This window comes from Candidatus Dormiibacterota bacterium (assembly GCA_035635555.1).
Classification (GTDB): domain Bacteria; phylum Acidobacteriota; class Polarisedimenticolia; order Gp22-AA2; family Gp22-AA2; genus Gp22-AA3.
The window spans coordinates 15,005-37,925 of record DASQAT010000025.1; the positions used below are offsets into that span (position 1 = coordinate 15,005).

21 protein-coding genes are annotated in these 22,921 nt (G+C 68.3%); 14 read left to right on the forward strand and 7 right to left on the reverse strand.

What is annotated here, in order from left to right:
• Nucleotides 1-1,767, forward strand: a complete 1,767-nt coding sequence (locus VEW47_05920; protein ID HYS04712.1) for a glycoside hydrolase family 15 protein — start codon at nucleotides 1-3, stop codon at nucleotides 1,765-1,767.
• Nucleotides 1,768-1,792: 25 nt separating this feature from the next.
• On the opposite strand, the gene VEW47_05925 is transcribed toward VEW47_05920, so the two are convergent.
• Nucleotides 1,793-3,301: a trimethylamine methyltransferase family protein gene (locus tag VEW47_05925; protein HYS04713.1), complete on the reverse strand. Its 1,509-nt coding sequence runs from the start codon at nucleotides 3,299-3,301 to the stop codon at nucleotides 1,793-1,795.
• 268 nt (nucleotides 3,302-3,569) lie between these two features.
• Here VEW47_05925 and VEW47_05930 point away from each other — a divergent pair, with 268 nt between their 5' ends.
• The 5 genes from VEW47_05930 to VEW47_05950 all read left to right on the forward strand — a co-directional run bounded on the left by VEW47_05930 (nucleotide 3,570) and on the right by VEW47_05950 (nucleotide 9,785).
• Nucleotides 3,570-3,857 (forward strand): hypothetical protein, encoded by a 288-nt coding sequence (locus VEW47_05930; GenBank protein HYS04714.1) that lies wholly within the window; start codon nucleotides 3,570-3,572, stop codon nucleotides 3,855-3,857.
• 112 nt (nucleotides 3,858-3,969) lie between these two features.
• Complete coding sequence (locus VEW47_05935; GenBank protein HYS04715.1) at nucleotides 3,970-5,565, forward strand: NAD(P)/FAD-dependent oxidoreductase; 1,596 nt, start codon at nucleotides 3,970-3,972, stop codon at nucleotides 5,563-5,565.
• A gap of 48 nt (nucleotides 5,566-5,613) precedes the next feature.
• A complete protein-coding gene (locus VEW47_05940; GenBank protein HYS04716.1) occupies nucleotides 5,614-6,273 on the forward strand; it encodes a glutathione S-transferase family protein in 660 nt (219 codons plus the stop codon).
• Nucleotides 6,274-6,339: 66 nt separating this feature from the next.
• A complete protein-coding gene (locus VEW47_05945; protein ID HYS04717.1) occupies nucleotides 6,340-8,244 on the forward strand; it encodes a hypothetical protein in 1,905 nt (634 codons plus the stop codon).
• On the forward strand, nucleotides 8,241-9,785 hold the full coding sequence (locus VEW47_05950; protein HYS04718.1) for a hypothetical protein: 1,545 nt from the start codon (nucleotides 8,241-8,243) through the stop codon (nucleotides 9,783-9,785). Before VEW47_05945 ends, VEW47_05950 begins: the two co-directional genes overlap by 4 nt.
• On the opposite strand, the gene VEW47_05955 is transcribed toward VEW47_05950, so the two are convergent.
• Nucleotides 9,782-11,383: an NAD(P)/FAD-dependent oxidoreductase gene (locus VEW47_05955; GenBank protein HYS04719.1), complete on the reverse strand. Its 1,602-nt coding sequence runs from the start codon at nucleotides 11,381-11,383 to the stop codon at nucleotides 9,782-9,784. The genes VEW47_05950 and VEW47_05955 overlap by 4 nt on opposite strands.
• Nucleotides 11,384-11,602: 219 nt before the next feature.
• On the opposite strand from VEW47_05955, the gene VEW47_05960 reads away from it, so the two are divergent.
• Together VEW47_05960 and VEW47_05965 are read left to right on the forward strand one after the other, a co-directional pair.
• Nucleotides 11,603-13,087, forward strand: a complete 1,485-nt coding sequence (locus VEW47_05960; protein HYS04720.1) for a trimethylamine methyltransferase family protein — start codon at nucleotides 11,603-11,605, stop codon at nucleotides 13,085-13,087.
• A 10-nt stretch (nucleotides 13,088-13,097) separates the two neighbouring features.
• Nucleotides 13,098-14,507 carry an APC family permease gene (locus VEW47_05965; protein HYS04721.1) on the forward strand — a complete coding sequence of 470 codons (1,410 nt, stop codon included), beginning with the start codon at nucleotides 13,098-13,100 and terminating at the stop codon, nucleotides 14,505-14,507.
• Here VEW47_05965 and VEW47_05970 read toward each other — a convergent pair.
• Nucleotides 14,473-14,910, reverse strand: coding sequence for a CoA-binding protein (locus tag VEW47_05970; GenBank protein HYS04722.1), 438 nt, complete (start codon nucleotides 14,908-14,910; stop codon nucleotides 14,473-14,475). The two genes, VEW47_05965 and VEW47_05970, sit on opposite strands and share 35 nt — an antisense overlap.
• Entirely contained in the window at nucleotides 14,907-15,863 is a 957-nt protein-coding gene (locus VEW47_05975; GenBank protein ID HYS04723.1) for a cation diffusion facilitator family transporter, read from the reverse strand. Before VEW47_05975 ends, VEW47_05970 begins: the two co-directional genes overlap by 4 nt.
• A 54-nt stretch (nucleotides 15,864-15,917) precedes the next feature.
• Here VEW47_05975 and VEW47_05980 point away from each other — a divergent pair, with 54 nt between their 5' ends.
• The 5 genes from VEW47_05980 to VEW47_06000 all read left to right on the forward strand — a co-directional run bounded on the left by VEW47_05980 (nucleotide 15,918) and on the right by VEW47_06000 (nucleotide 18,903).
• Complete coding sequence (locus VEW47_05980) at nucleotides 15,918-17,198, forward strand: hypothetical protein (protein ID HYS04724.1); 1,281 nt, start codon at nucleotides 15,918-15,920, stop codon at nucleotides 17,196-17,198.
• 56 nt (nucleotides 17,199-17,254) lie between these two features.
• The gene (locus VEW47_05985) at nucleotides 17,255-17,680 is read left to right on the forward strand and encodes a hypothetical protein (protein HYS04725.1); all 426 of its coding nucleotides are present in this window, start codon (nucleotides 17,255-17,257) and stop codon (nucleotides 17,678-17,680) included.
• A complete protein-coding gene (locus tag VEW47_05990) occupies nucleotides 17,677-18,342 on the forward strand; it encodes a class I SAM-dependent methyltransferase (protein HYS04726.1) in 666 nt (221 codons plus the stop codon). Before VEW47_05985 ends, VEW47_05990 begins: the two co-directional genes overlap by 4 nt.
• Nucleotides 18,343-18,403: 61 nt before the next feature.
• Complete coding sequence (locus VEW47_05995; protein HYS04727.1) at nucleotides 18,404-18,664, forward strand: hypothetical protein; 261 nt, start codon at nucleotides 18,404-18,406, stop codon at nucleotides 18,662-18,664.
• A gap of 11 nt (nucleotides 18,665-18,675) precedes the next feature.
• Nucleotides 18,676-18,903: a hypothetical protein gene (locus tag VEW47_06000; protein HYS04728.1), complete on the forward strand. Its 228-nt coding sequence runs from the start codon at nucleotides 18,676-18,678 to the stop codon at nucleotides 18,901-18,903.
• Here VEW47_06000 and mtgA read toward each other — a convergent pair.
• Nucleotides 18,900-19,577, reverse strand: coding sequence for a monofunctional biosynthetic peptidoglycan transglycosylase (gene mtgA / locus VEW47_06005; GenBank protein ID HYS04729.1), 678 nt, complete (start codon nucleotides 19,575-19,577; stop codon nucleotides 18,900-18,902). The genes VEW47_06000 and mtgA overlap by 4 nt on opposite strands.
• 57 nt (nucleotides 19,578-19,634) lie before the next feature.
• The gene (locus tag VEW47_06010) at nucleotides 19,635-20,570 is read right to left on the reverse strand and encodes an AcvB/VirJ family lysyl-phosphatidylglycerol hydrolase (protein HYS04730.1); all 936 of its coding nucleotides are present in this window, start codon (nucleotides 20,568-20,570) and stop codon (nucleotides 19,635-19,637) included.
• Between the two features lie 97 nt (nucleotides 20,571-20,667).
• Here VEW47_06010 and VEW47_06015 point away from each other — a divergent pair, with 97 nt between their 5' ends.
• Nucleotides 20,668-22,323, forward strand: a complete 1,656-nt coding sequence (locus VEW47_06015) for a hypothetical protein (protein ID HYS04731.1) — start codon at nucleotides 20,668-20,670, stop codon at nucleotides 22,321-22,323.
• Between the two features lie 113 nt (nucleotides 22,324-22,436).
• On the opposite strand, the gene VEW47_06020 is transcribed toward VEW47_06015, so the two are convergent.
• On the reverse strand, nucleotides 22,437-22,874 hold the full coding sequence (locus tag VEW47_06020; protein ID HYS04732.1) for a hypothetical protein: 438 nt from the start codon (nucleotides 22,872-22,874) through the stop codon (nucleotides 22,437-22,439).
• Nucleotides 22,875-22,921: the final 47 nt, after the last annotated feature.

Below are 22,921 nucleotides of genomic sequence, written 5' to 3' on the forward strand. Positions count from 1 at the left end.
GTGCGCCTCGAGGATCTCGGACTGATTGGGAACTGCCAGTTCTCCGCCCTCGTGTCGCGCCGGGGCGATGTCGTGTGGTGCTGTCTCCCGCGCTTCGATTCCGAGCCGGTTTTCGCGAGTCTCCTCGATGCCGATTATGGAGGACGATTCACGGTCGCCCCCGCGGCGGATGCGAACGGGACGCAGCGCTACGTCGAAAACACCAATGTTCTCGAGACGACCTTCACGACGACCGACGGCTCGTTTCGTGTGCTCGATTTCGCGCCCCGCTACCTGCTTCACGACCGCTCGTTCCGGCCGACCCAGATCGTGCGGATCGTCGAGCCGGTGTCCGGCACGCCGCGCGTCCGCATCGCGTGCGAACCGTGTCTGGGCTGGTCGCGGCGGGCTCCGGATCGGATTCAGGGATCGAACCACGTGCAGTTCGAAGGTTACGCGAGCCCCTTCCGGCTGACCACCGACATCCCCTTGTCCTATCTCGGAGGGCAGCCGTTCGCCCTCACCGAGAGACGCCATCTCGTCCTGGCCTGGGGGCCGCCCGTCGAGGAGGCGCTGCCGGCGCTGTGCGAAAGATTCCTGACGGAGACGCTGCGCTACTGGCAGCGCTGGACCAAGCATTGCAACATCCCGCCTCTCTTTCAGGAGGAGGTGGTGCGATCGGCCCTGGTGCTGAAGCTCCATTGTTTCGAGGACACCGGGGCGATCGTGGCGGCGACGACGACCTCGATCCCGGAGGCGCCGGGCAGCGGCCGGACCTGGGACTACCGGTACTGCTGGCTGCGTGATGCGGCCTACGTGCTCGGGGCCTTCCGGCTCCTGGGGCACTTCGAGGAGCGCGAGCAGTTCGTGCGCTACCTCCTCGACATCGTGGCCCGCAATCCCTCGCTGGACCTGGCTCCGCTGTATCGCGTCGACGGGACGTCCGACCTGAACGAACGAATGCTTCCCGACTGGCCCGGCTTCGAAGGTGAGAAGCCGGTGCGGGTCGGCAATGCCGCCGCCGCGTACCGGCAGAACGACATCTACGGCGAAGTGATGCTGGCTCTCGCGCCGGTCATGCTCGACGCGCGATTCCGGGCGGATCAGACGCGCGAGAAGATCGATCTGCTCGAGCGCCTGGCGCGCCAGGCGGTCGCCGTGGCGGGGACCCCCGACGCGGGGATCTGGGAATACCGCACCGAGTGGATTCCGCAGACCTTCTCGAGCCTGATGTGCTGGGCGGCGGCGGACCGCATGGCCAGGGTGGCCGCGCATCATCTCCCGGACCGGGAGGACGGCTACCGCGGGTCGGCGGCGTCGATCCGCGAGGACATCCTCAAAAACGCCTGGAACGCGGATCTGGGCAGCTTCGTCGCCGCCCGCGGCAGCCGCGATCTCGACGCGTCACTGCTCCAGATGGCACCGCTCCACTTCCTGCCGCCGGATGATCCGCATCTCCGATCCACCATCGACACGATTCGCGGCCGCCTCGCCAGGGACGGATGGCTCCTGCGGTACCTCCACGACGATGGCTTCGGCGCGCCGACCGTCGCCTTCGTCCTCTGCACCTTCTGGCTCGTCGAGGCCCTGGTCGCCACGGGCCGCGGCCCCGAGGCGCGCGAAACGTTCGAACGCGCGCGCGCCGCTCTCCCGCCCCTGGGTCTGCTCTCGGAGGACTTCGACCCCGCGACGCGCCGTCTCTGGGGCAACTACCCCCAGGCGTACTCGCACGTGGGCCTCATCCACGCCGCGTTCGCGGCGTCGCCGCGCTGGGCCGACATTCTGTGAGGAACGCGAAACGGCGGGATCGGTCTCAGCGCCAGGACGAGGGGTGCTCCTTCCAGGGGTGCTGGAAGACGCCCTCGATCTTCGGGTCGTTCGGTGAGAACCCGGTGCGCTCGCAGAGGAGGCGGCGCAGCTCCTTCTGGGCCTCGGCGGGAGGCGGGTCGATCTCGTGGGTATCGAGGAGCTTCCTCATCCTCTCGCGCGCCAGCTGCACCTCGTCCTTGCCGCGACGTTTCCAGTCACCGTAGGTTCCGCGGAAGGAGATGTAGGGCCAGTACCCCTGCCCCGACTTCAGGAACTCGCGCGTGTACGGCTGCCCGAGGTGGTGGTTGGGCGAGTGGCCGACCTTGTGGATCGATTCGACCATGAGCTTCTCGGCCGTCAGCTCCATGCCGTTGCGCACGAAGGACAGGATGTTGCAGATCTCCTCGTCGATGACCATCTGGGGGAAGGACAGGGTGTTGCCGTCCTCCAGGATGCCGATGCCCACGAGCAGATCGCAGCCGGAGAGCGCCGCGGTCATGCCGGTCGCCATGTTCTCGTAGCCGCACTGGATCCCGGGGATCTTGGCGTCCGAGCAGATGCCGCCCGCCATGTACGGCACGCCGTAGAACTCGGTCATCTGCGCGAACGGGAGATTGAGGAGGATCCCCTCGGGCGACGCGGTCGAGGCGAGACCGGTCTTCATGTCGAGCGTCTCGGGGCCGGCCGGATAGATCATCGGCAGACCCGGCTGCACCAGCTGGTACAGGACGAGCCCGCTCAGGAACTCCACGTTGGTCTGCAGGAGCGTCCCGGCGACGGTGATGGGGGCCGTGGCCCCCTGCAGCGGCATCGGCCAGAAGACGATCGGCACCCACTCCTTCGCCAGCGCGATGCACGCCTCGGTCATCATGTCGTCGTGCTTCAAGGGGGACACGGGGCAGGTGACCATCGAGAAATAGGGACGATCGCGCTGCTTGCGCCGGTCGCCGTACACCGCGTCGAGCATCGCGAGCAGGTAGGGCACGTCGTCGGGGTCCTGCACGCCCCCCACCATCTGGAAGTGCTTCTTCGACCACATGAAGGTGGAGGCCATCTCGAACAGCGCCCGGAAATCGGTCGAGGCATCGGTGGGGAAGACGGTCGACCACATCACCTTGATCGGAGTCAGAGCGTCGGCCAGAAGAGTGCTGAGCGCCAGATCGTGCAGCGTCGAGGTGCGTCTCTCGCCGGTCTTCTCGTCGAGGGTGAACGAAGCCTGGCCGTCGGTCATGTGGTGCATCTGCTCGCCGTCGATCACCGCGTCGTTCTTGCCGTCCCGCGACGCCAGGACGAACTTGCGCGGCACGGTCTTCAGACAGCGCTCCACGAGGTCCGGCTTGACCCAGGCGACGCCCTTGTCGCGGTCCACCTTCTGTCCGTTCTGCTCCATGTAGTCGAGCGCCTTCTTGTTCTCGTAGAGCACGCCGGTCTTCTCGAGGATCTCGAGCGACGCCTCGTGGACGAGACGGACCTGTTTCTCGGACAGCATCGAGACCTTCGGGCGCGCGTTCATGGGATTGATCTCCTGCGGAGATCTTGACACGGCGCGGATTTGCGGGTCAATCCTTTTTCCGCATTAAACTGCGCAATTGAATGCCGTAACGACAATGACGTCCCGGCGCGCATGTCGTAACGGCTTGAGATCCCACGATTCGCAACGCCGATGCGGAGGGCGGTCGACCGCGCCATCGACTTGATCTGACGGCGGACGCCCTCATAAGATGACGCGCAGCCGAACAGAGCCATTTCAACCCGCGAGCGCCGGGAGGACGAGGAGGCCGGTGATCGAGTTTCTTTCGCCACGCGAGGATGACGACCTCCGCCTTGCCGGGACGAAGGGGGCGGCGTGGGCGCGCGTGATCCGTCTTTTTCTCGACGGTCCCCGGCTTCTCCTCGGATGGGACCTGGCGCGGTCGGACGACGAGATCGCGCGGCTCGCCGGTCTCGATGACGCGACCGCGCGGCGCGCCATCGACGAGGCGGTCCGCTGGTCGGTGGAGCACCGGCTGCATCTCCTCGGCTGGCAGGAGCCGGACGGCGGCTGGCGCTATTTCATGGCGGTCGGCTGAGGGCGCAAGGACTGGCTGATCAGCCACGACCCGGCAGGCTGCCGGGCGCGTCTTGAAGAGATGAGAGACGGGGAGCGGGGCGGAACGGACGAAGCATAAGGGGCGCGGGTTCATGGCGGGCGGCAAGCGGATCGCGATCATCGGTGCCGGGCACAACGGTCTGGTGACCGCGAACCTGCTCGGCGAGGCGGGGCACCGGGTGACCGTGCTGGAGGCGCGCGCGATCGTCGGAGGCGCCTGTGTCTCCGAAGAGCTGTTCCCGGGCTACAAGGTCTCCTCCACGTCCTACGTCAGCACCCTGCTCATGCCCGAGGCGATCAGGCGCTTCGACCTGCCACGTCACGGCTACCAGGTCATCCGGCAGGACCCCGCCTTCTTCGTGCCGTTCCCGGACGGCCGGTCGATGACGCTGCGCGGCGACGAGCGCGACCTGCAGGAAATCGCCAAATTCTCGCGCCAGGATGCCGGCGCATACCACGAGTTCCACTCCGCGCTCGAGAGGGTGGGCGAATTCGTCAAGCCGCTGCTGTTCAAGGCGCCGCCCCGCATCGACGGGCGCGCACCGCGCGACCTGTGGGATCTCCTGACGATGGGACTGGCGGCGCGCCGCCTCTCCGGCTACGACCTGCAGCTTCTCGTCCAGCTCGCGTCCCTGGGGATCGCGGACGTCCTCGACACCCGGTTCGAGTCGGAGGAGCTGAAGGCCTTCCTCTGCTCGCAGGCGGTCATCGGCGCTTATGGAGGAGTGCACCAGCCCGGCACCGCCTTCCTTCTCCTGCACGACGTGTTCGGCGGTGTCGAAGGAGCCGCCGGAGTCTGGGGCGTCGTCGTCGGCGGCATGGGGGCCATCACCCAGGCGCTCGCCTCCGCGGCCCGCGAGCGGGGTGTGGTCATCAGGACCGGGGCGCCCGTCGCGACGATCGAGCTCGGCGACGCGGGACGGGTCGCGGGTGTCCGCCTCAGGAGCGGCGAAGTCGTGCCGGCCGACGTCATCGTCAGCAACGCGACGCCGCGCCGGACCTTCCTCGAGCTGCTCCCGGCGAGCGCCCTCCCCGCGCCGTTCGTGCAGCACATGGAGGGGTTCAAGGACCTGGGGGCGTCGCTGAAGGTGCATCTCGCGCTGTCGGCCCTGCCCGACTTCACGGCGATGCCCGGCAGGGAGCCCGGTCCGCAGCACCGCGGTCTCCTCAATTTCTGCCCGACGGTCGATTTCATCGAGCGGGCGTGGGACGACTGCAAGCGCGGAGCGTTCTCCTCCCGCCCGACCGTCGAGGCGTGCATCCACTCGGTCCTCGACCCGTCGTGCGCCCCTCCGGGGAGGCACATCATGACCTGCTTCGTGCAGTACGGTCCGCGCCACCTGAAGGAGGGAGGCTGGGAGAGCCTGAAGGAGACCGTCGCCGACCGCGTCGTCGCCGAAATCGCGCGCTACGCCCCGAACTTCCCCGGCTCCGTCATCGCCCGGCACGTCTACACCCCGGAGGATCTCGAGACGATCTTCGGCCTGACCGGCGGGAACATCTATCACGGCGCCATGACACCGGACCAGCTGTTCACCTTCCGCCCGGCCCCCGGCTTCGCCGACTACCGCACGCCGCTCAAGAATCTCTACCTGTGCGGTTCCGGCACGCACCCCGGCGGGGGCGTCTGGGGCGCCCCGGGCTGGAACTCGGCCCACGAAATCCTGCGCGACATCGGCCGCGGCTGACGGAAGTGGTACGATCCTTCCGTCGCACCGACACAGGAGGAGGTCTCCATGCTGAAGCTCTACGCCTTCGACCGCTCGCCGTTCGGATGGAAGGTCCGGGTCGCGCTGGCCGAGAAGAAGATCCAGTACGAGATGATCGTCCCGGAGAACAAGAACGAGGATCCCGCCTTCGCGCGTCTGAACCCGTTCCGCAAGACACCGGTCCTCGTCCTGGAGGACGGCCGCACGATCTACGAGTCGACCCTCATCAACGAGTATCTCGAGGAGACGCACCCGCAGCCGCCGATGCTGCCGAAGGACCCTTACGAGCGGGCCCGGGTGCGCATGCTCGAGGACACCTTCGATCAGTACTTCTATCCCGCCATCCGCGATCTCACCAACTCGCAGTTCGACTACGAGCCGCCGGTGCTGCACCGCAAGAAGGCGGACAAGGTGGACCACAAGCTCCTGGAGGAGTCGCGCATCAAGGTGCACGAGCACCTGCAGCGGCTGGAAGGGGATCTCAAGGGAAGGGCCTGGTTCGGCGGCGAGATCTTCTCGCTGGCCGACGCCGCCCTCATCCCGGCGATCACCGGAAACCTGAAGGTCCTCGGCATCCTGCCCGACGCGAAGTACGCGAAGATCGGCGACTGGGCGACGCGCGTGATGGCGCGGCCATCGTACAAGGCCGCGGTGCCGAAGGTGATGCCGACGATCAAGGAGGCGTAAAGCGCGCGATCGACGGCTTCTGGATAACGCCCGGGCCCTCGGCTTCGGCTGAGGACGGACACAACCATGCCGATCCCCGACGACGGCACTGGCTGGCCGGGTCTCCTGGCGCGTCTCCTGCTCGGGAGCGCCGTCGTGGTCCTGAGCAGGGGTCTCGGGCGCCTCTTCGCCCGCTCCGCGCTCGCCGGTCTGTCGCGTCTCGCCTGGGACACGGCGTGCGGGCTGCCGATTTTCATCGGGATCCTTCTCGTCGCCGGACAGGTCCCCGGCGGCTTCGCATTCGCGCCGCTCGTCGGCGTGACGGTTCTCTGCCTGACAGGCGCCCTGCTCCTCGCACGCTTCGGCGCGCGGGGGCCAGGGGACGAGGCCGCGGCTCCCTGGGCGGGGGCAGCGCGCTGGGTCGTCCTCGTGATTCTCGCCGTCACGCTCGTCGCCGGCCTGGCGTGGGACCGCGTTCCGTCGGTCTTCTTCGACACGCTGGCCTATCACTACGCGCAGCCGAATCTGTGGCTCGTCGATGGCCGTATCACACCGGCGACGTGGAGCCTGCACTCCTGGTTCCCTCCCGGCATGTCGGTGCTCTACGGTCTTGGCCTGGCGACGGCGGGGGAGCCTGCGGCCGCGGACGCGAACCTGCTCGTCGGCCTGCTCCTCCTCGCCCTGACGGCCGACCTGGCCCGGCGGTTGTGGGGCTCCGCCGCGGCGGCCGTCGCCGTCGGTCTCGTGCTGTCCCTGCCGATCACGATCCACGCCCTGGGGATCCCCGCCGCCGATCTCGGTCACGGGATGTTCGCGTTCGGAAGCCTGGGGGCCGGCCTCCTGGCCTGGAAAGGGCGCGACCTGTCCTGGCTGCGGCGGGCGTCCCTCCTGGCAGGAGGGGCCCTGCAGACGAAATGGCTGGGAGCACTCGTCCCGCTCGCTCTGTTCGTCGTCGTCCTGCTCGTCCTGGATCGCGGACGGCCCAGGCGCGCCGCCGTCTTCGCGGCGGCCCCGCTCGCGCTCATCCTCCCTTGGCTCGTGGCCAACGCGCTGGTCGTCGGCAACCCGGTCGCCCCGGCGCTGTCGTCGCTTCTGCCGACGCGCGGCCTCGCCCCGGGCGGCGCCGCCGCGTTCGAGATCGACGCGCGGGGCGGGCTGCCGGGCCTCGAGGACCTGCGTCTCCTGGGCCCACGGCTTGTCGAAGGGGACGCGGATGCGGATGCCTTCTACCCCACGCCGGCGTGGGGCTGGGTCCCGGTCCTTCTCCTGCCGGCGGGGCTCCTCATTCTTCGCGGTGACGTCTGGGCGCGTCGCGTCGTCTACGTCGCCCTGGCGACCTGGATCGTCTGGCTGCTGACTTTCCGCTGGGAGCGCTTCCTGGTCGCGACCTCGGCCCTCCTCGCTGCGGCATGCGCCGGCCTGATCGTGGGCCTGTGGCGGCTTGGAGGCGGCATGCGTGTGCTCCCCCTGGCCGGTCTCGTCCTGGGAGGCCTGGCGGGGGTGCGAGCGATCCTCTCGGTCCTCTCGTTCACGGGAGGGGAGGCGGTTCTTCTTGGAAGGATGGAGCCGCGGGCCTTCGTCGAGCGCGCGATCCCGGTCCTGAGACTGTTCGAAAGGGCGGGCTCGATCCTCGACCCGGCCGCGCACCGTATCCTGCTCGTCGGCGAGGACCGCCACCACAGGCTGGCGATCCCGCACGCCGCGCCGAGCGTCTTCAATCGGCACCCGCTCGCCGAGCTGCTGGCCGCGGGCGACAGCCCCGGCCAGGCCAGCGCGACACTCAGGGAGCTCGGGTTCACCCACGTGATCGTCGACCCGGCGGGTGTGTTGAGCTCGGCGGGGCGCTATCCCTCCCTGGCGCTGTTCCGGGAGCGGCCGGATCGTCTCGAGGACTACCTGCGCTCGCTCGGGGAGCCGCTCGACTCCGAGGGCGGGATAGGCCTGTTCAATCTGGCCGTGCCCGAGCCCGGGCCGCCCGGGGATCGTCGTTGACCGCCACGGTCCCCGCGACCGCGCCGAACACCGGGAGTGACGCGAGTCCGGAGGCGCCGGCGCGCTGGCTGGCCTGGGCCGCGGCGGCGCTCGGGATTCTGACCCTCGCGGTGTACGCGAGGGCGCTCGGCGCCGGATTCTTCTCCGACGACTACGAGTGGCTCGGCCGCATGACGCCCGCTCTGGAGCGGCCCCTGTATGTCTTCCGCGTCTTCTACCGCGACTTCAATCCGGTCCTGCACCTGAGCTTCGTCCTCGATTACCTGCTCGGAGGAGGAACGGCCCCGGTCTTCCACGCAACGTCTCTCCTCCTGCACGCGGCGACCACGACGCTGGTCGTCCTTCTCTGCGCGCGTCTGGCCGGAAATGCCTGGGCCGCCCTCGGCGCGGGGCTTCTCTGGGGCACGGGCGTCCGCGTCTCCGAAGTCGTCATCTGGCCGGCGGCCCGCGGCCACGCTCTGGCCGCGCTGTTCATCCTCGCGGGACTCCTCGTCCTGACCGGGGCGTCGCGCAGAAGGGTCCTGTGGGCCGCGCCCCTGTTCGCGGCCGGATTGCTGACGAAAGAGGTGGCCTTCTTCCCGATGCTCCTGGCCCCCCTGTTCGCGCGCGACCGCTCCACGCGCCGGCACGCGGCGGCGGCCGTCGGCGTCCTGGCCGCGCTCTTCATCGTCTTCAACCTGCTCTTCAAGTCCGACTACCACACGTCGGGAGAGGGGGTGCGGGCGACCCTCCTCAAGCTGCCCTTCGTCGTGCTGCGCCCGATCGGCCTCGGAGATCTGTACGACTTCAGCGCCTCCGGCTTCGTGCTGTTCGCGGCGGCCGGGGCTGGCGTGTTCCTGCTCGGCTGGAATTCCCGGCCCGCCCGGCTCGGGCTTCTCTGGATCGCGCTGTGCACGGCGCCGATCCTGCCGCTCGAGAAGGTGTCGTCGCGCTACCTGTACCTCCTGTCGATCGGCTACCCGCTTCTGGCCTGCGGCCTGCTCGCCCACCCCCGGTTCCCGACGCTGTCCGGCCCCATGAGGAGAGCGGCGGTCGCTCTGGGCGGGGTGGCCGTGGTCCTCCTGGCGGTGACCAACGCGCTCCTCGTGCAGCGCGAGATCGCCGACTACGGCATCCTGGCGCAGCCGTACGACGCCTGCTTCCGGACGCTGCGCGGTCCCGCGCTGGCGCTCTCACCCGGCGAGACCCTGGTCGTCGCCGAGACGCAGCCGCGCGCGGTGATCCCCTTCCTGGCCGGTCTGATGGAGGAGAGAGGGAACATCCGGAAACTGATACCCGAGCGCGCCGACGGCGTGGGGGGGCTGATCGGCCTCGCCGACCTCGTCAACGCGGCGCGGCCCGCACGCACGGGAGCGCTGGCGGTTGTCGCAGACCCGGCGCCGCAGGGACCGCGGCGGATCTATCTCTGGGACGGTCGCACCGCCGTCCTGGCCGAGGCGCTCCCGGACTCCGCCGCCGGGCGGGTCCTCGCGGCGAGGCTCGTCCCGTCGCCGGTTTTCTTCCAGCAGGACGGCAGCGCGCCCCTCCGCAACCCGCGCTAACGCCTCACGTCGCGCAGGATCTCGCGGGCGGCGTTCTTGCCGGGCGCCCCCATGACGCCGCCGCCGGGGTGCGCGCCGGAGCCGCACAGGTAGAGACCGCGGATCGGCGTGCGGTAATTGGCCCAGCGCGGCGCCGGGCGCAGGAAGAAGAGCTGGTCGGGGGTCATCTCGCCATGGAAGATGTTCCCCTCCGTGAGGCCGAAGATCTTTTCCAGGTCCCACGGGCTCAGGACCTCGCGCGCGATGATCGCCTTCTTGATGTTCGGGGCGTATTGCGCGAGGTTGTCGATGATCATGTCTCCCACCTTCTCGCGCACCTGGTCCCAGGTCCCTTCTTTCAGCTTGTAGGGGCCGTACTGCACGAACAGCGACATGACGTGGTGCCCCTTCGGGCAGAGGGTGTCGTCGAGGGTCGAGGCGACGTTGCCGTCGATCAGAGGGTGGGCCGACGGACGACCGTACTTGAGATCGTCGTAGGCGCGCTCGAGGTACTCGATCGACGGAGCGATCTCGAACATGGCCGGCTGGTGCGGCGCCTTCGGGTCCTGTCCGGGGAGGCACGTCCAGTCCGGCAGCTCGGACAGGGCGCAGTTGACCTTGATCGACGATCCCTGGATCCGGAACTTGCGGATCGACTCGGTGAATTCATCCGACAGCGTCCCCTTGTCGCACATCTTCAGGAAGGTCCGGTGCGGGTCGAGGTTGCTGGCCACCAGGCGCGCGCGGACTTCGTCGCCGTTCGCGAGGTGCACGCCGCGGCAGACGCCCCCCTCGACGATGAACCGGCCCACCTCGGCGCTGGTCTTCACCTCGACGCCCAGGTCCTGGACCGATCGCAGCAGCGCGTTGGCGATGCCGCTCATGCCCCCCTTGACATAGCCCCAGGCGCCGGGCTGCCCTTCGATGCTGCTGCCGATCGAGTGGTGCAGCATGACGGCCGCCGAGCCGGGGGACATCGGTCCGACGCAGGTGCCGATGAGACCGTTGAGGGCCATCGCCGCCTTGACCTCGTCCGATTCGAAGCGCCGCGACAGGTAGTCGTCGCAGGAGGCGGTCATCAGCTCCATGAAGTGCTTCAGCTTCCTGTCGCCGAGCTTCAACAGCCGCCGCCCGAGCTTCCCGAACTCGAGGAGCTCGCGCAGGCCGCGCGGCGGGAACATCGGCGGGGTGGTGCGCAGGATCTCGTCCACGAACGGCTGCAGCTCGGCCAGGTCGGCGTTGAAGCGGCCGTACGCCTCGGCATCCTTCTTCGAGAACTTGGCGATCTCCCTCTTCGTCTTGTCCTCGTCCGCCGACCAGAGCATGTAGCGGCCGTCGGGGTAGGGATAGAACGAGTGGGGCTCGGGCACGAGGGTCTGGAAGCCGTACTCCTTCATCTTGAAATCGCGGATGACCTCGGGAAGAAGAAGACTGCAGACGTATGAAGTCCGAGTGACGCGGTACCCCGGGATGAGCTCTTCGGTGACGCAGGCGCCGCCGACGATCGGGCGGCGTTCGAGCACCAGGACCTTGAGCCGCTCCTTCGCCAGGTACCCGGCAGCGATCAGGCCATTGTGGCCGCCTCCCACGACGATGGCGTCGTAGCGCGCCTGTGTCATGCGTCACCCCCTTCGAAGCGCTCCGCACACGGAGCGCGTTTCATGCTGAAGGAACAATCTAGCACAGGGATCGGGACACAGGTCCCTGACGCGGACGACCTTTGCTGTTACGGCTTCAATTTCCGCGGATCCGCGTCATTCTCAAGCCGTTACGACAATGCGGCGGGGCGCGCCCCGTCGAATGTCCTTGCGCCGGCAGGCCGATGGCGAGGATAATTTATGCCACGTCACCATCATGGAGCGGGTGCGGAGGAGGTCTTCATGGTCCCCGAGGTCAGGATCCTGAGCGACGAGGAAGTGCGGCTGATGCACACGCGGGCGCTCGACATCCTCGAGAAGGTCGGCATCAAGTACGAGAGCACGCGGGCCCTCGACCTCCTCGCCGAGCACGGCCAGAGGGTCGACCACGACAAGGGGCTGGCGTGGCTCGAGCCGGACCTCGTCCAGAAGTGCATCGAATCGACGCCGCGCGTCATCACGCTCGCCGGGCGCGATCCGAAGCACGATCTGCGGACGGACGGGAAGCATCTGTATGTGACCACCAACGGCCAGGCGACGTTCACGCAGGACTACAAGACAGGCGTTCGACGCCAGGGACTGGTGCAGGACCTGCGCGACTCGACCAAGGCGGCGCACTACATCGACGTGGTCGATTACGTCTGGCCGATGGTCGTGCCGTTCGACGTGCCGGGGCCGAGCCGCGTGCTGCACGAGATGTACCACTCGTTCGCCATGACCTCGAAGCACATCCAGCACGAGATCCAGCTTCCCGAGCACGTGCCGTTCGCCCTGGAGATGCTGGAGATCCTCGCGGGCAGCAAGAACGAGCTGAAGCGCCGGCCCCCGTTCTCGATCGTCGCCTGCACCGTGTCCCCCCTGCAGCACGAGCCGAAGATGGCCGACCTGTGCATCGACATGGCGCGCGCCGGCATCCCGATCGTCATCTGGCCGATGCCGCTCACGGGGGCCACCGCGCCCGTGACCGTGCCCGGCACCTGCCTGATGAGCCTGATCGAGTTCCTGTCGGGTGTCGTCCTGTTCCAGCTCGCCGCCCCCGGCTGCCCGCTGATCTACCCTCTCGGCCCCGAGGTCCTGGACATGCGCTCGGGAATGGCGGTGTGCGGCAGCCCGGAGATCCCCCTGTTCAATCTGATCCTCGGACAGATGGCGAAGTTCTACAATGTCCCGGCGCTCGGGGTCGGTCTGAACTCGGACGCCAAGATCCCGGGCGTGCAGGCGTCGTACGAGTCGATGCACACCGGCATGGCGGCCGCCCTCTCGGGCGCGGACCTGCTCGTGGGGATCGGCATCCTGGACGACAACAACACGATGTCGCTCACCGAGATGGTCATCGAGGCCGAGGTCGCCCGCATGGTAAAGCGGATCCGCGACGGGGTCGTCGTGAACGACGAGACGCTCATGGCGAATCTGATCGAGAAGGCCGGGCCGGGGCAGCACTTCCTCGGGTTCAAGGAGACGCTGCACGGCCTGAAGACGGGCGCCGTGTTCTTCCCGAAGTTCTCCTACCGCAGCACGTACGACAAGTTCTTCGAGGAAGGGCACGACGAGATCGAGACCGCGCGCGCGGAGGTCGACCGGCTCCTGGCCCTCCCCGATCCCGACCCGCTTCCGCCCGAGGTCGACCGCGAGCTGAAGCGGATCCTCGCGGCCGCCGACAAGGCATGCGCCGAATCGGCCGCCTGAGCCGCGCCTCTTGACGCCGGCCTCGGAACCCCCCGGGGAGCCCCCGGGCGCCGCTCGGCCTCCAGGGCCCTTCCCCTCGATCCACGCCCGGCGCGGCCTGCGCCTCATCCCCCTGATCGGCGTCATCTACTGCCTGTCGGCCGCCGGCCCCGCCGGAATCGAAGCGATGGTGCCGGCCTCCGGCCCGGGGCTGACCCTCATCCTGATCCTGCTGCTGCCGATCTTCTACGGCCTGCCCCTGGGTCTGGCGAGCGGCGAGATGAACAGCCGCTATCCCGTCGAGGGGGGCTACTACCGCTGGATCAAGGAGGTGTTCGGCGACTTCTGGGGGTTCCAAGCCGGCTGGTGGTCGTGGCTCGGCGCCTTCTTCGACGGCGCCCTCTACGCCGTGTGGGTGGCGGAGTACTGCGACCCGTTCCTGCCCGAGGCGTGGGTGCGGCCCGCGCACTGGGTCGTCCCGATCGTCGTGATCGCGATCTGCACCTGGATCAACGTGCGCGGCATCGAGGTCGTCGGGTGGTCCACGATGCTGTTCAACATTTTCCTCCTGAGCCCGTTCGTCATCCTGTGCATCCTCGGAGTGTCGCACTGGCAGCACAACCCGATGGTGCCCATGCGACCGCCGGGCAAGGGGTGGCTGCCGGCGCTGGGGGTCGGCGCGCTGATGGGGATGTGGAACTACTCCGGCTACGAGTCGCTGTCGACCGCCGCGGAGGAGATCGAGAACCCGCGTCGCAACTACCTGCGCGCCATCCTGGTCGCCATCTTGATCACCGTGCCGACCTATATCATCCCGCTGGCGATCGGTCTCGCCGCCACACCCGACTGGACGACCATCAACGAGGGCTCGTTCACCGACATGGGAAGGATCATCGGCGGCCCGCTCCTCGCGCTCTGGATCTCAGCCGCGGCGATCGTCAGCAACTTCGCGCTGTCGAACGTCAACCTGCTGGCCTACTCCCGCGTCCCGTTCGCGATGGCGCAGGACGGATTCCTTCCCGCCGGCCTGACCCGGCTGCACCGCAAGTTCGGCACCCCCTTCGTGTCGCTGATCGCGACGTCGATCTGCTACTGCCTGCTGACCTTCATGAACGTCGAGCAGCTCACCTCGATCGAGATGTGGGTGTTCTCGCCGCTGTACGTGATGATCTACCTGGCGCTCTGGCGTCTGCGCTGCCGCCCGGCGGCGGACGGCGCGAAGGAGAAGGGCTACGTCATCCCCGCCGGGCGGCGAGGCATCTGGCTCGTGATCCTGCCGCCGATCATCCTGATCGTGATGGCCATCGGAGGGAGCGCCGGTGAGTATCTCTGGACCGGTGGATCGGCGATCCTGAGCGGCTTCCTGCTGTACCCGCTCGCGGCGTGGTGGAAGAGACGGGGTGACGTCAGTCGAACGAGAGAGCGCGGTGCTCCTTCATGATGCAGCGGCTCATCACGACGCTCAACCCGGCGGCGCGCGCCTTCGCGGCGGAGGCGTTGTCCGCCAGACCCTCCTGCATCCAGATCACCTTCGCCCGCAGGGCGATCGCCTCGTCGACGATCGCCGGGATGAACTCCGGGCGGCGGAAGATGTCCACGATGTCGAGGGGTCCGGGGACCGACTCCAGGTCGGGATAGAACTTGAGCCCCGGGATCGAGGTCGCGTTCGGGTTGACGGCGAAGACCTGGTATCCCTGCGACGCGAGGTACCGGCCCACCCGGTAGCTGGCGCGCGCCGGGTCGTCCGAGTGCCCCACGACGGCGATGCTCCTGGCGGTCTTCAGGATATCCCGGATCTCGTCGCTCGACGCGTTCTGCAGGGGAACCTCGCAGCGCTCGCTCACTTCACTCTCCCTTCCCGCGCGGCGGCCGGATGATCGATCGATTCGTCGGCGCCCGGAGGCTCGACGTGCGGGGTCACGTCGCGGATGCCGGGGAAGCGGCCCTGGATCGACTCGATGACGCGGTGCGCGATGGCGTGCGATTCGCTGGTCGGCGTGTGCGGCGCGACCGTCAGGTGGAAGTCGAGGTGCACGTGGTCCGGCAGGCCGCGCGTCCGCACGTCGTGACAGTCGATGACCCCTTCGACCTGCATGGCGGCCGCCGCGATCTCCTCGGGGCTGTAGACGCGCGCGTCCGCGAGGACATCGAGCGACGACGCCACGATGCGGTAGCCGGCGCGCGCGATGAGACCGACCACGACGAAGGCGGCCAGCGGGTCGAAGATCGGCCGGCCGAGAGTCACGCCCGCGAGCCCGGCCAGAACCGCCAGCGACGCGTAGATGTCGCTGCGCGTGTGCAGGGAGTCCGCCACGAGGATCGGGCTTCGGAGCGCCCGGCCCCGCTTCGATTCGTAGATCGTCACGAACGTATTGATCAGGATCGTCAGGATCATGATGGCGAAGGACGCCCGGGTCACCACGGGAGGCTGCGGAGTCATCAGACGCGCGACCGAGCCGGTCAGGATCTCGTAGCAGGCCAGAAACAGCAGGAAGGTGATGCCGAGCGCCGCGATCACCTCGAACTTGCGGTGGCCGTAAGGATGGCCCGGGTCGGGCGGGCGCGCCGCGATCGCCGTCCCGACGAGCCCGACGACGTTCGACGACGAGTCCATCAGGGAGTGGAGCCCGTCCGCCACTATGCTGATGGCGCCGGTCATCAGGCCGTAGGCCAGTTTCACCGCGGCCACCAGGAGGTTGAGCGCCAGGACCTGCACGAGCACGGCGCGGATGTCGCGGGACCGGGATACCTGGTGCCCGGGGGCGTCGCCGCGGACGATCGGGTGCGCTGCGGTCATCGGGCTATTCTGCCACGTCCCGGGCGGCGGCATATATAAGATGATAGGGCCTCCATGACGCTCCCCCGGCCCGGCCTCCCCGTGGCCGCAGCGCTGCTCTCTCTCGCCGCCGCGCTTCTGCCGGCTGTCCCCGTCCGGGCGGAGGAGCCGCTCCCGCCGCGCTACGAGCTTCTCTTCTCACCGACGCTCGACGCCGAGTGCGGCGCCCGGCTGGTCTCGTCCGCCGTGACCGGGACCGCCTCGGCTGAGGAGCGCCTGTTCCGGCCCTTCGGTTCGGGCGCGGGCGGTGCCATCGCCCGCGGCGCCCGCGCGCTCGTCTGGGACGCGCCGATGGCCTGGTGGTTCGGCGTGGCGCTGCACGAAGCGTCAGGCCACGGCGGGCGCGCCCGTGAGTTCGACGCCTCCCCGGGGGTGCACCTCGGATCCCCGTGGGGCGGCCGCGACTCGTACGCCTCCTTCGACCTCGCCGGCACCAGCAGCGAGGAGCGCCTCTACATCTATATAGGGGGCGTCGAGGCCAACACCCTCACCGCCACACTCCTCGAGCGGCGCGCCGTCGAAGGGGTCCGCATGCGCCCGATCGAGCTGCTCTACCTTCTCTCGAACCGCCTGGTCGCGAGCGACTACGTCCTGCGCACGACACCGAACCCGCGCACCGACCCGGCGCGCTTCTTCGGCGAGTACCAGGGGGGCGGCGACGTCGCCAATTACCTCGGTTTTCTGCACGAATTGCATGACACCGGCAGCGGCATCACCCCGACCGCCGTCGACGCCACAATCGAACGCGAGTACCGTCGCCTCCGCCGCCAGGCTTACTGGAACGCCCTCGACCCCGGTGCGTGGTGGGCGCTCGCCTCCGCCCTGCGCCAGGCGGCGCGGGGCGACGACACCGCCGCCGTCCCTCTGCCGCGTGCCGGCCGATTTCGCTACATGCCCGTGCTGTCCTCGGAGTGGACTCCGTCCGGTGGCGGAACGTCGCTCGAGTGGATGATGGCGCCGGCAGGCCCGGCCGCGGGATCTCCTGCCGCTCCGCGCGCCCGGACGCTGTCCTTCGTCGCCCGCCGGGGACGCGGCCCCTCCGGATCGTTCGCCGCGCTCGGCGCGAGCGCGGAGGACATCGTCCCGGCCGGCCGATTCCGCCTCGGCGGCGCCGCCGAGGCGTGGCGCGACCCGCGCGGTGGACTCGGCGGAGGGGCCCGCCTGCGCGCCCGCATCGTCCGCGGAGCCCTGCGGGGGCTCTACATCGATCTCGGCGTGAAGTCACAGGGGTACTGGATCGCCCAGCCGGCGAGCCCGGGCCCCTACGCCGCCATTGGGCTGCTGTATCTCCCCTGATCCCCGCGACCTGATGTATCGTTACGATGCGCGTCGCGCACGAGGAGGGTCACACGATGAGAGGACGGCTCGTCACGCTCGCAGCAATGCCGCTGATCCTGCTGGTCACCGTCACGCCGCTGGTCGCGAAGAAGAAGCCCCAGAACGAGGAATCCTCGTGGAACATCAGAATCACGCCCGACTCCAAGGCCGCGGGGGAGGGGGAGAAGGTGATCAACGATACGCTCATCCTGCAGCAGGGATTCCTGCGGTCGAAGGTCGGCACCGACGAGCACGGCTTCGGGACCGGCCCGTACACCCTCAAAGGGAAGGAGATCACGGCCCAGATCAAGAGCAACTACGAAGGGAAGATCGACTGGTCGTGTCTCTGGACGGGCGACACGATCGCCGGACGCATGGTCTGGACCCGCCGCGACGGCGCCGTTCTGACCTACACGTTTTCGGGCGCGCGCGCTCCCGTCGAGAAGGCGAAGAAGAGGTGAGGCAGGAGGGTGAGGCCACCCGAGGGGAAGTCATCCACTGGGCGCCCGTGTACCAGGCCGTATTCGGACCGCTCCTCCGGAGGACGCACCGCGCAGTCGTCGAGCTGGCCGCTTTGCGGGCGGGGGAGCGGGTGCTCGACGTCGGCTGCGGGCCCGGAAGCCTGGCGATCGCATTGAAAGCGTCCGTCGGACCGACGGGACCCGTGCACGGCATCGACGCCTCGCCGGAGATGATCGAAGTGGCGCGTCGCGCCGCATCCAAGGCGGGAGTGGACGTCAATTTCCAGGTGGGCCTGGCGGAAGCGATACCATTTCCGGACGGGACGTTCGACCTGGTCGTGAGCCAGCTCGCGATTCACCACCTGCCGGACGACCTGAAGCCATCCGCCTTCGTAGAGATGCACCGGGTGCTGAAGTCAGGCGGGAGGTGCCTGATCGTCGATTTCGAGCCTCCGAAGTCCGTCCCCGGGCGCCTCGTTGCGCGGCTGGTCATCGGACCCATGATGATGCATACGAACGTGAAGAACTATCAGGCTCTTCTGGAAAACGCCGGATTCAACACGGTCGAAACGGGCCGGACCCGGCACAGACTTCTGTCCTTCATTCGAGGACGCGCCGCGAGTCCAAATTCAGCCATGCAATCGCATGGACATCGGAGGTAACATCTTGTCCAGATCCCGTCAGAGTCGCATCGCAAGAGAAATTGTTTCCGCACGCGACGCCTTGAGCGCTTTCGACCGCTCCCTGCGTCGCCTCGCTCCCATGCTCTCCGCCGCCGCTTCCCTGCACGCCGCTTCCGGCAAGAACGGCCGCGCCCGCCCCGTCCTCTCCGCCAAGGCCCGCGCCTCCCTGGTCCTCCAGGGCCGCTACATGGGCTTCATGCGGCAGCTGAAGCCGAAGCAGAAGGAGCAGGTCCGGAAGATCAAGGAGGCGAGTGGCGTGAGGACAGCGATCGTGAGGGCAAGAACCCTGGTCCACGGATAGGGAAAGGAAGCATGACGCTCCAGGAGGCAAGGCGGTACCTGGTGGAAGCCGGCTACCGCATCAAGAAGGAGGAACGACTCGGGAACAATACCGGCATAGTGTTGCGCCTCGATGGAGGGGCCATCGTCAAGGTGTTCGACAACGGCAACTATTCCTGCGATGGAAAGAACTGCGAGGTGGTCGAGGCCCTCCTCGATCGAGGTCTCGCCACGCCGTCCCGCAATACGGACACTCTCTAAGGGACCCGCATGTGTTCCATCTCGTCGAGCAGGATCTCCGTCCTCTCATCGAGGTACGGCGTGCTCATGTTGTTCGTGTAGGAGCGCGGATTCGGGATCATCGCCGCGAGCCGCGCCGCCTCTTCGGGTGCGAGGTCCGCGGCGGCCTCCCCGTAGTAATGCTGCGCGGCGGCCTCTGCGCCGTAGATTCCGTCCCCCCATTCGATCACGTTCAGATAAACCTCCAGGATGCGCCGTTTGCTGAGCACATGCTCGATCATCAGCGTGATCACGGCTTCGTGCGCCTTGCGCAGGTAGGTGCGCGGCCGTGCGAGGAACAGGTTCTTGGCGAGCTGCTGGCTGATCGTCGATCCGCCGCGACGGATGCGCCCGCTGCGCGCGTTCTTCTCGTAGGCCTTGTGGATCTCATCCACGTCGAACCCTTCGTGGTCGAGGAACTTCTGGTCTTCGGCGGCGATGACGGCGAGCTTTAAGTTGATTGAGATCTCATCGTACGGCACCCAGCGGTGCTGAAGACGGGCGCCCGGATCGCTGGACCGCAGGTGCTCGAGGCCGCGCTGCATGAACGCGGTCGTGCCCGGGTCGTGGTCGCGCAGCCGCCATACCTGGCAGAAGAACCAGCCGTTGTAGCCGGCGAGCACGAGCAGGAACAGGGCGAAAAGCCGCCCCAGCAAGCCGCGAAGCCCCGGCGGCGGTGCGGTACGAACGCGCTGGACTGACGGAGCCATCGGTCACCGTGGCGAGACACGGCCGTGCCGGGGCCTCGGGCTCCCGGGGTCGGGCGCGGCCGGCGCGGTCGCCCGCGAGGCACCCTGCTGCATGAGCGATTCGATCCAGTCGAGCGCGTCGTCGACCTCGCGCAACATCGCGTCATCCGCCCCCCCGAACCCGTGGTTCCGGGCCTTGACCGCGCGAAGTCGCCGCATCCCGGTGTCCGCCCCGAAGAGTGTACGGGCCTCCGCAGCCGGCATGTAGCGATCGTTCGTCGACTGGATGACCGAGATGGGGATGTCGTACGCGCTCTTGAGCCGGACGTAGGTCAGGACCTGACCGTTCTCCATCGTGCTCGGGTCGCGGCTCGCGGCCAGTTTCCTCGACCTGCGTCGCTCGCGGATCTCGTCGGTCTCCCGCGTCAGCGCCAGGGCGACCGCGCCGGCGGGCCGCGGCTGAAGCGCCGGCTGGGCCGCGGCGACCACCATGATCTCCGCCCCGCGGGAAACGCCCACCAGGATTGCCGGTGTCGCGGCGGGGAGGCCCATCTCGTGCTTCGCGGCGTCGATGATCGAAGCGAGATCCCCCGCCAGCAGGTCGGGCGAGATGAATTCCTTCTCGCGCTTGATGTTCTTCAGATAATCGCGGGATTCGATCCCGACCAGCGGATACCCGCGCTCCGCCAGGTGCCGGAACACCAGCTTGCTCGTCCCCACCCACCCGCCGTCGCCCGTCGCGTAGAGAATCAGGACCGATGGGGATCGAGGGGTCCGAGGACTGACAAGACACAACTCCGGCTTGCGGCCGGCGAGCGGCCCCTCGGCGGTCCGCTGCACGCACACGCTCGCCGGCACTGAGAGACGACACATGCAGCCCGCGGAGAACATCGCGGGAACGGCCGCGACGAGAGCCCCGGCGAGTGTCCGGGCGAGCGTCTCGGCTCCTCGGCGAAACATCGCGACTCCCTCGAGAATCCGGAAAATGCTATCACTCCCCCGCTCCCATGCCGACCCCGGGGACCAAAGATGACGCGGAGGGATTAGACTCAGGGGCATGAAGCTGTCCAAGGCTCGTCCACTGGCGCTGGCGCTTGTCTGTCTGTCCACCGTCGCGACCGCGGACCAGGGGGAGCACCGCCACGGCGTCCCCGAGAAGCTCGGCAAGGTCGACTTTCCCGTTTCCTGCGCGGACGAGGTGCATCAAGGGTTCCAGCGCGCCGTCGCGCTCCTCCACTCCTTCGCCTACGAGGACGCCGAGAAGGGATTCCATGACGTGGCCGCGCAGGACCCGAAGTGCGCCATGGCGTGGTGGGGCGTCGCCATGACGCAGTTTCACCCGATCTGGGCGGCGGCCAACCCGGCGGCGGGGCCCACACCCGCAGAGATGAAGAAGGGGCGGGACGCGGCGGCGACGGCCCGTCGGATCGGCGCGCCGACCGGGCGGGAGAACGATTACATCGCCGCCGTCGATGCGTTCTACAGGGACTCGGAGGAGATGGACTACCCGAAGCGCGCGCGCGCCTTCGAGAAGGGAATGGAGCGGGTTCACCGCAGGAACCCGAAGGACCAGGAGGCGGCGATCTTCTACGCGCTGGCCCTGCTCGGCACGGCGTCACCCGCGGACAAGACGTACGCGAAGCAGAAGCAGGCCGCCGCGGTCCTCAACGCCGTCCTGCCCGATGCGCCCGAGCATCCCGGGGTCGCCCATTACCTCATCCACAGCCTGGACTATCCCGAGCTGGCGAGCCTGGCCCTGCCGGCGGCGCGGGCCTACTCGACGATCGCACCGTCGGCCCCTCACGCGCTCCACATGCCGTCGCACATCTTCACGCGACTCGGTCTCTGGGACGAGTCGATCCAGTCGAACCTCGCGTCCGCCGCCTCCGCGCGGGAGCACGTGACGGTGCCGCATCCCGGCACGACGTCTTTCGACGAGCTGCACGCCCTCGACTACCTCGAGTACGCCTATCTCCAGCTCGGACAGGACAAAAACGCCGCGGGCGTCGTCGCCCAGGTGGCGAACGTGACGCAGACCGACGTGCCGCAGTTCGCCGCGGCCTATGCCCTCGACGCGGTCCCCGCCCGTTACCCGCTCGAGCGCCGCAAGTGGGCCGACGCCGCGAAGCTCACGGTCGCCCCCGGCGGATTCCCGTGGGACCGATTCCCCTACGCCGAGGCGCTGACGTACTTCGCGCGAGGGCTGGGCGCGGCCCGCAGCGGCAGACTTCCCGTCGCCCGCGAGGCGCTGGCGCGGCTCGAAGCCATCCAGGCCGGCCGGGTCAAGGCCGGTGACGATTACTGGGCCGGACAGGTGAAGGTCCAGCAGCTGGCCGTCGCCGCGTGGATCGCGCAGGCAGAGACAAGGGGAGACGAGGCTCTCCGGACGATGCGGACCGCAGCCGATCTCGAGGACGCGAGCGAGAAGCACCCCGTCACGCCGGGCCACATCCTGCCGGCCCGCGAGCTCCTGGGGGATATCCTGCTGGAACGAAACGACCCGGCCCACGCCCTGATCGAGTACGAGAGCTCGCTCACCCGGACGCCGGGCCGGTTCGGCGCCACGTACGACGCGGCGCATGCGGCGGAGATGGCAGGAGACTGGGCGAAGGCGCGAGTCTACTATCTGAAGCTCGAGGCGCTGGCCGCCCACGCCGACGGCGGGCGTCCCGAGCTGGATTCCATGCGGACCTTCCTGGCGCGGAAGGACTGATCCACTCCCCCGCGGGCCGCCGAGGGGATGGCCTGGACGGCCGGCAACGAAAAGGGCCTTCGGGGTGACCCCCGAAGGCCCTTTGTATTTCGGTATCTGAGCGTGGACCGATCTCAGGCCTTGTCTGTGTGCTCGCCGTGCTTGCAGCAGGCGCCGGCCGGCTGGTTGGCCCAGTCCTGGATGGCCTTGATCGTCTCGGGGGAGTTGCCGGTCGCGGTGATCGTGCCACCGTCGTCGGTCATCTCCACCTTGGTCGTCACGCCTTCCATGGAGAGAGGGCAGTCCGGGCAGGCTTCGCCGTTGGCGTGAGCGGAGAGGTGTTCCTTGATGAGTGCGACCGCCTCGGCGTTCTTCCCTCGGAGGGTCACGACGGCCCCCTCGTCGGTCATCTTCGCGTCCTTGACGACCTTCTTGTCCAGGTTGCAGTGCGCGCCCTTGCCGGCCGCCTCAGCCTTGCCCTTATCGCAGTGCGCCCCGGCGAAGGCAGCGCCCACGAAGGCGATCGGAAGTACAACGGCCCAGAGAACTTTGCTACGCAGGACATTCCGCATGAGTGTTTGCCTCCTCGAAGGCACCTATCATACGCGACCCGCCGCCC

Excerpts from the sequence above, each read along its gene's own strand:
- VEW47_05925 (HYS04713.1), bottom strand. The coding sequence starts at position 3,301 with ATGAACGCGCGCCCGAAGGTCTCGATGCTGTCCGAGAAACAGGTCCGT.
- VEW47_05935 (HYS04715.1), top strand. The coding sequence starts at position 3,970 with ATGGCGGGCGGCAAGCGGATCGCGATCATCGGTGCCGGGCACAACGGT.
- VEW47_05940 (HYS04716.1), top strand. The coding sequence starts at position 5,614 with ATGCTGAAGCTCTACGCCTTCGACCGCTCGCCGTTCGGATGGAAGGTC.
- VEW47_05945 (HYS04717.1), top strand. The coding sequence starts at position 6,340 with ATGCCGATCCCCGACGACGGCACTGGCTGGCCGGGTCTCCTGGCGCGT.
- VEW47_05955 (HYS04719.1), bottom strand. The coding sequence starts at position 11,383 with ATGACACAGGCGCGCTACGACGCCATCGTCGTGGGAGGCGGCCACAAT.
- VEW47_05960 (HYS04720.1), top strand. The coding sequence starts at position 11,603 with ATGCCACGTCACCATCATGGAGCGGGTGCGGAGGAGGTCTTCATGGTC.
- VEW47_05975 (HYS04723.1), bottom strand. The coding sequence starts at position 15,863 with ATGACCGCAGCGCACCCGATCGTCCGCGGCGACGCCCCCGGGCACCAG.
- VEW47_05980 (HYS04724.1), top strand. The coding sequence starts at position 15,918 with ATGACGCTCCCCCGGCCCGGCCTCCCCGTGGCCGCAGCGCTGCTCTCT.
- VEW47_05985 (HYS04725.1), top strand. The coding sequence starts at position 17,255 with ATGAGAGGACGGCTCGTCACGCTCGCAGCAATGCCGCTGATCCTGCTG.
- VEW47_06000 (HYS04728.1), top strand. The coding sequence starts at position 18,676 with ATGACGCTCCAGGAGGCAAGGCGGTACCTGGTGGAAGCCGGCTACCGC.
- VEW47_06010 (HYS04730.1), bottom strand. The coding sequence starts at position 20,570 with ATGTTTCGCCGAGGAGCCGAGACGCTCGCCCGGACACTCGCCGGGGCT.
- VEW47_06015 (HYS04731.1), top strand. The coding sequence starts at position 20,668 with ATGAAGCTGTCCAAGGCTCGTCCACTGGCGCTGGCGCTTGTCTGTCTG.
- VEW47_06020 (HYS04732.1), bottom strand. The coding sequence starts at position 22,874 with ATGCGGAATGTCCTGCGTAGCAAAGTTCTCTGGGCCGTTGTACTTCCG.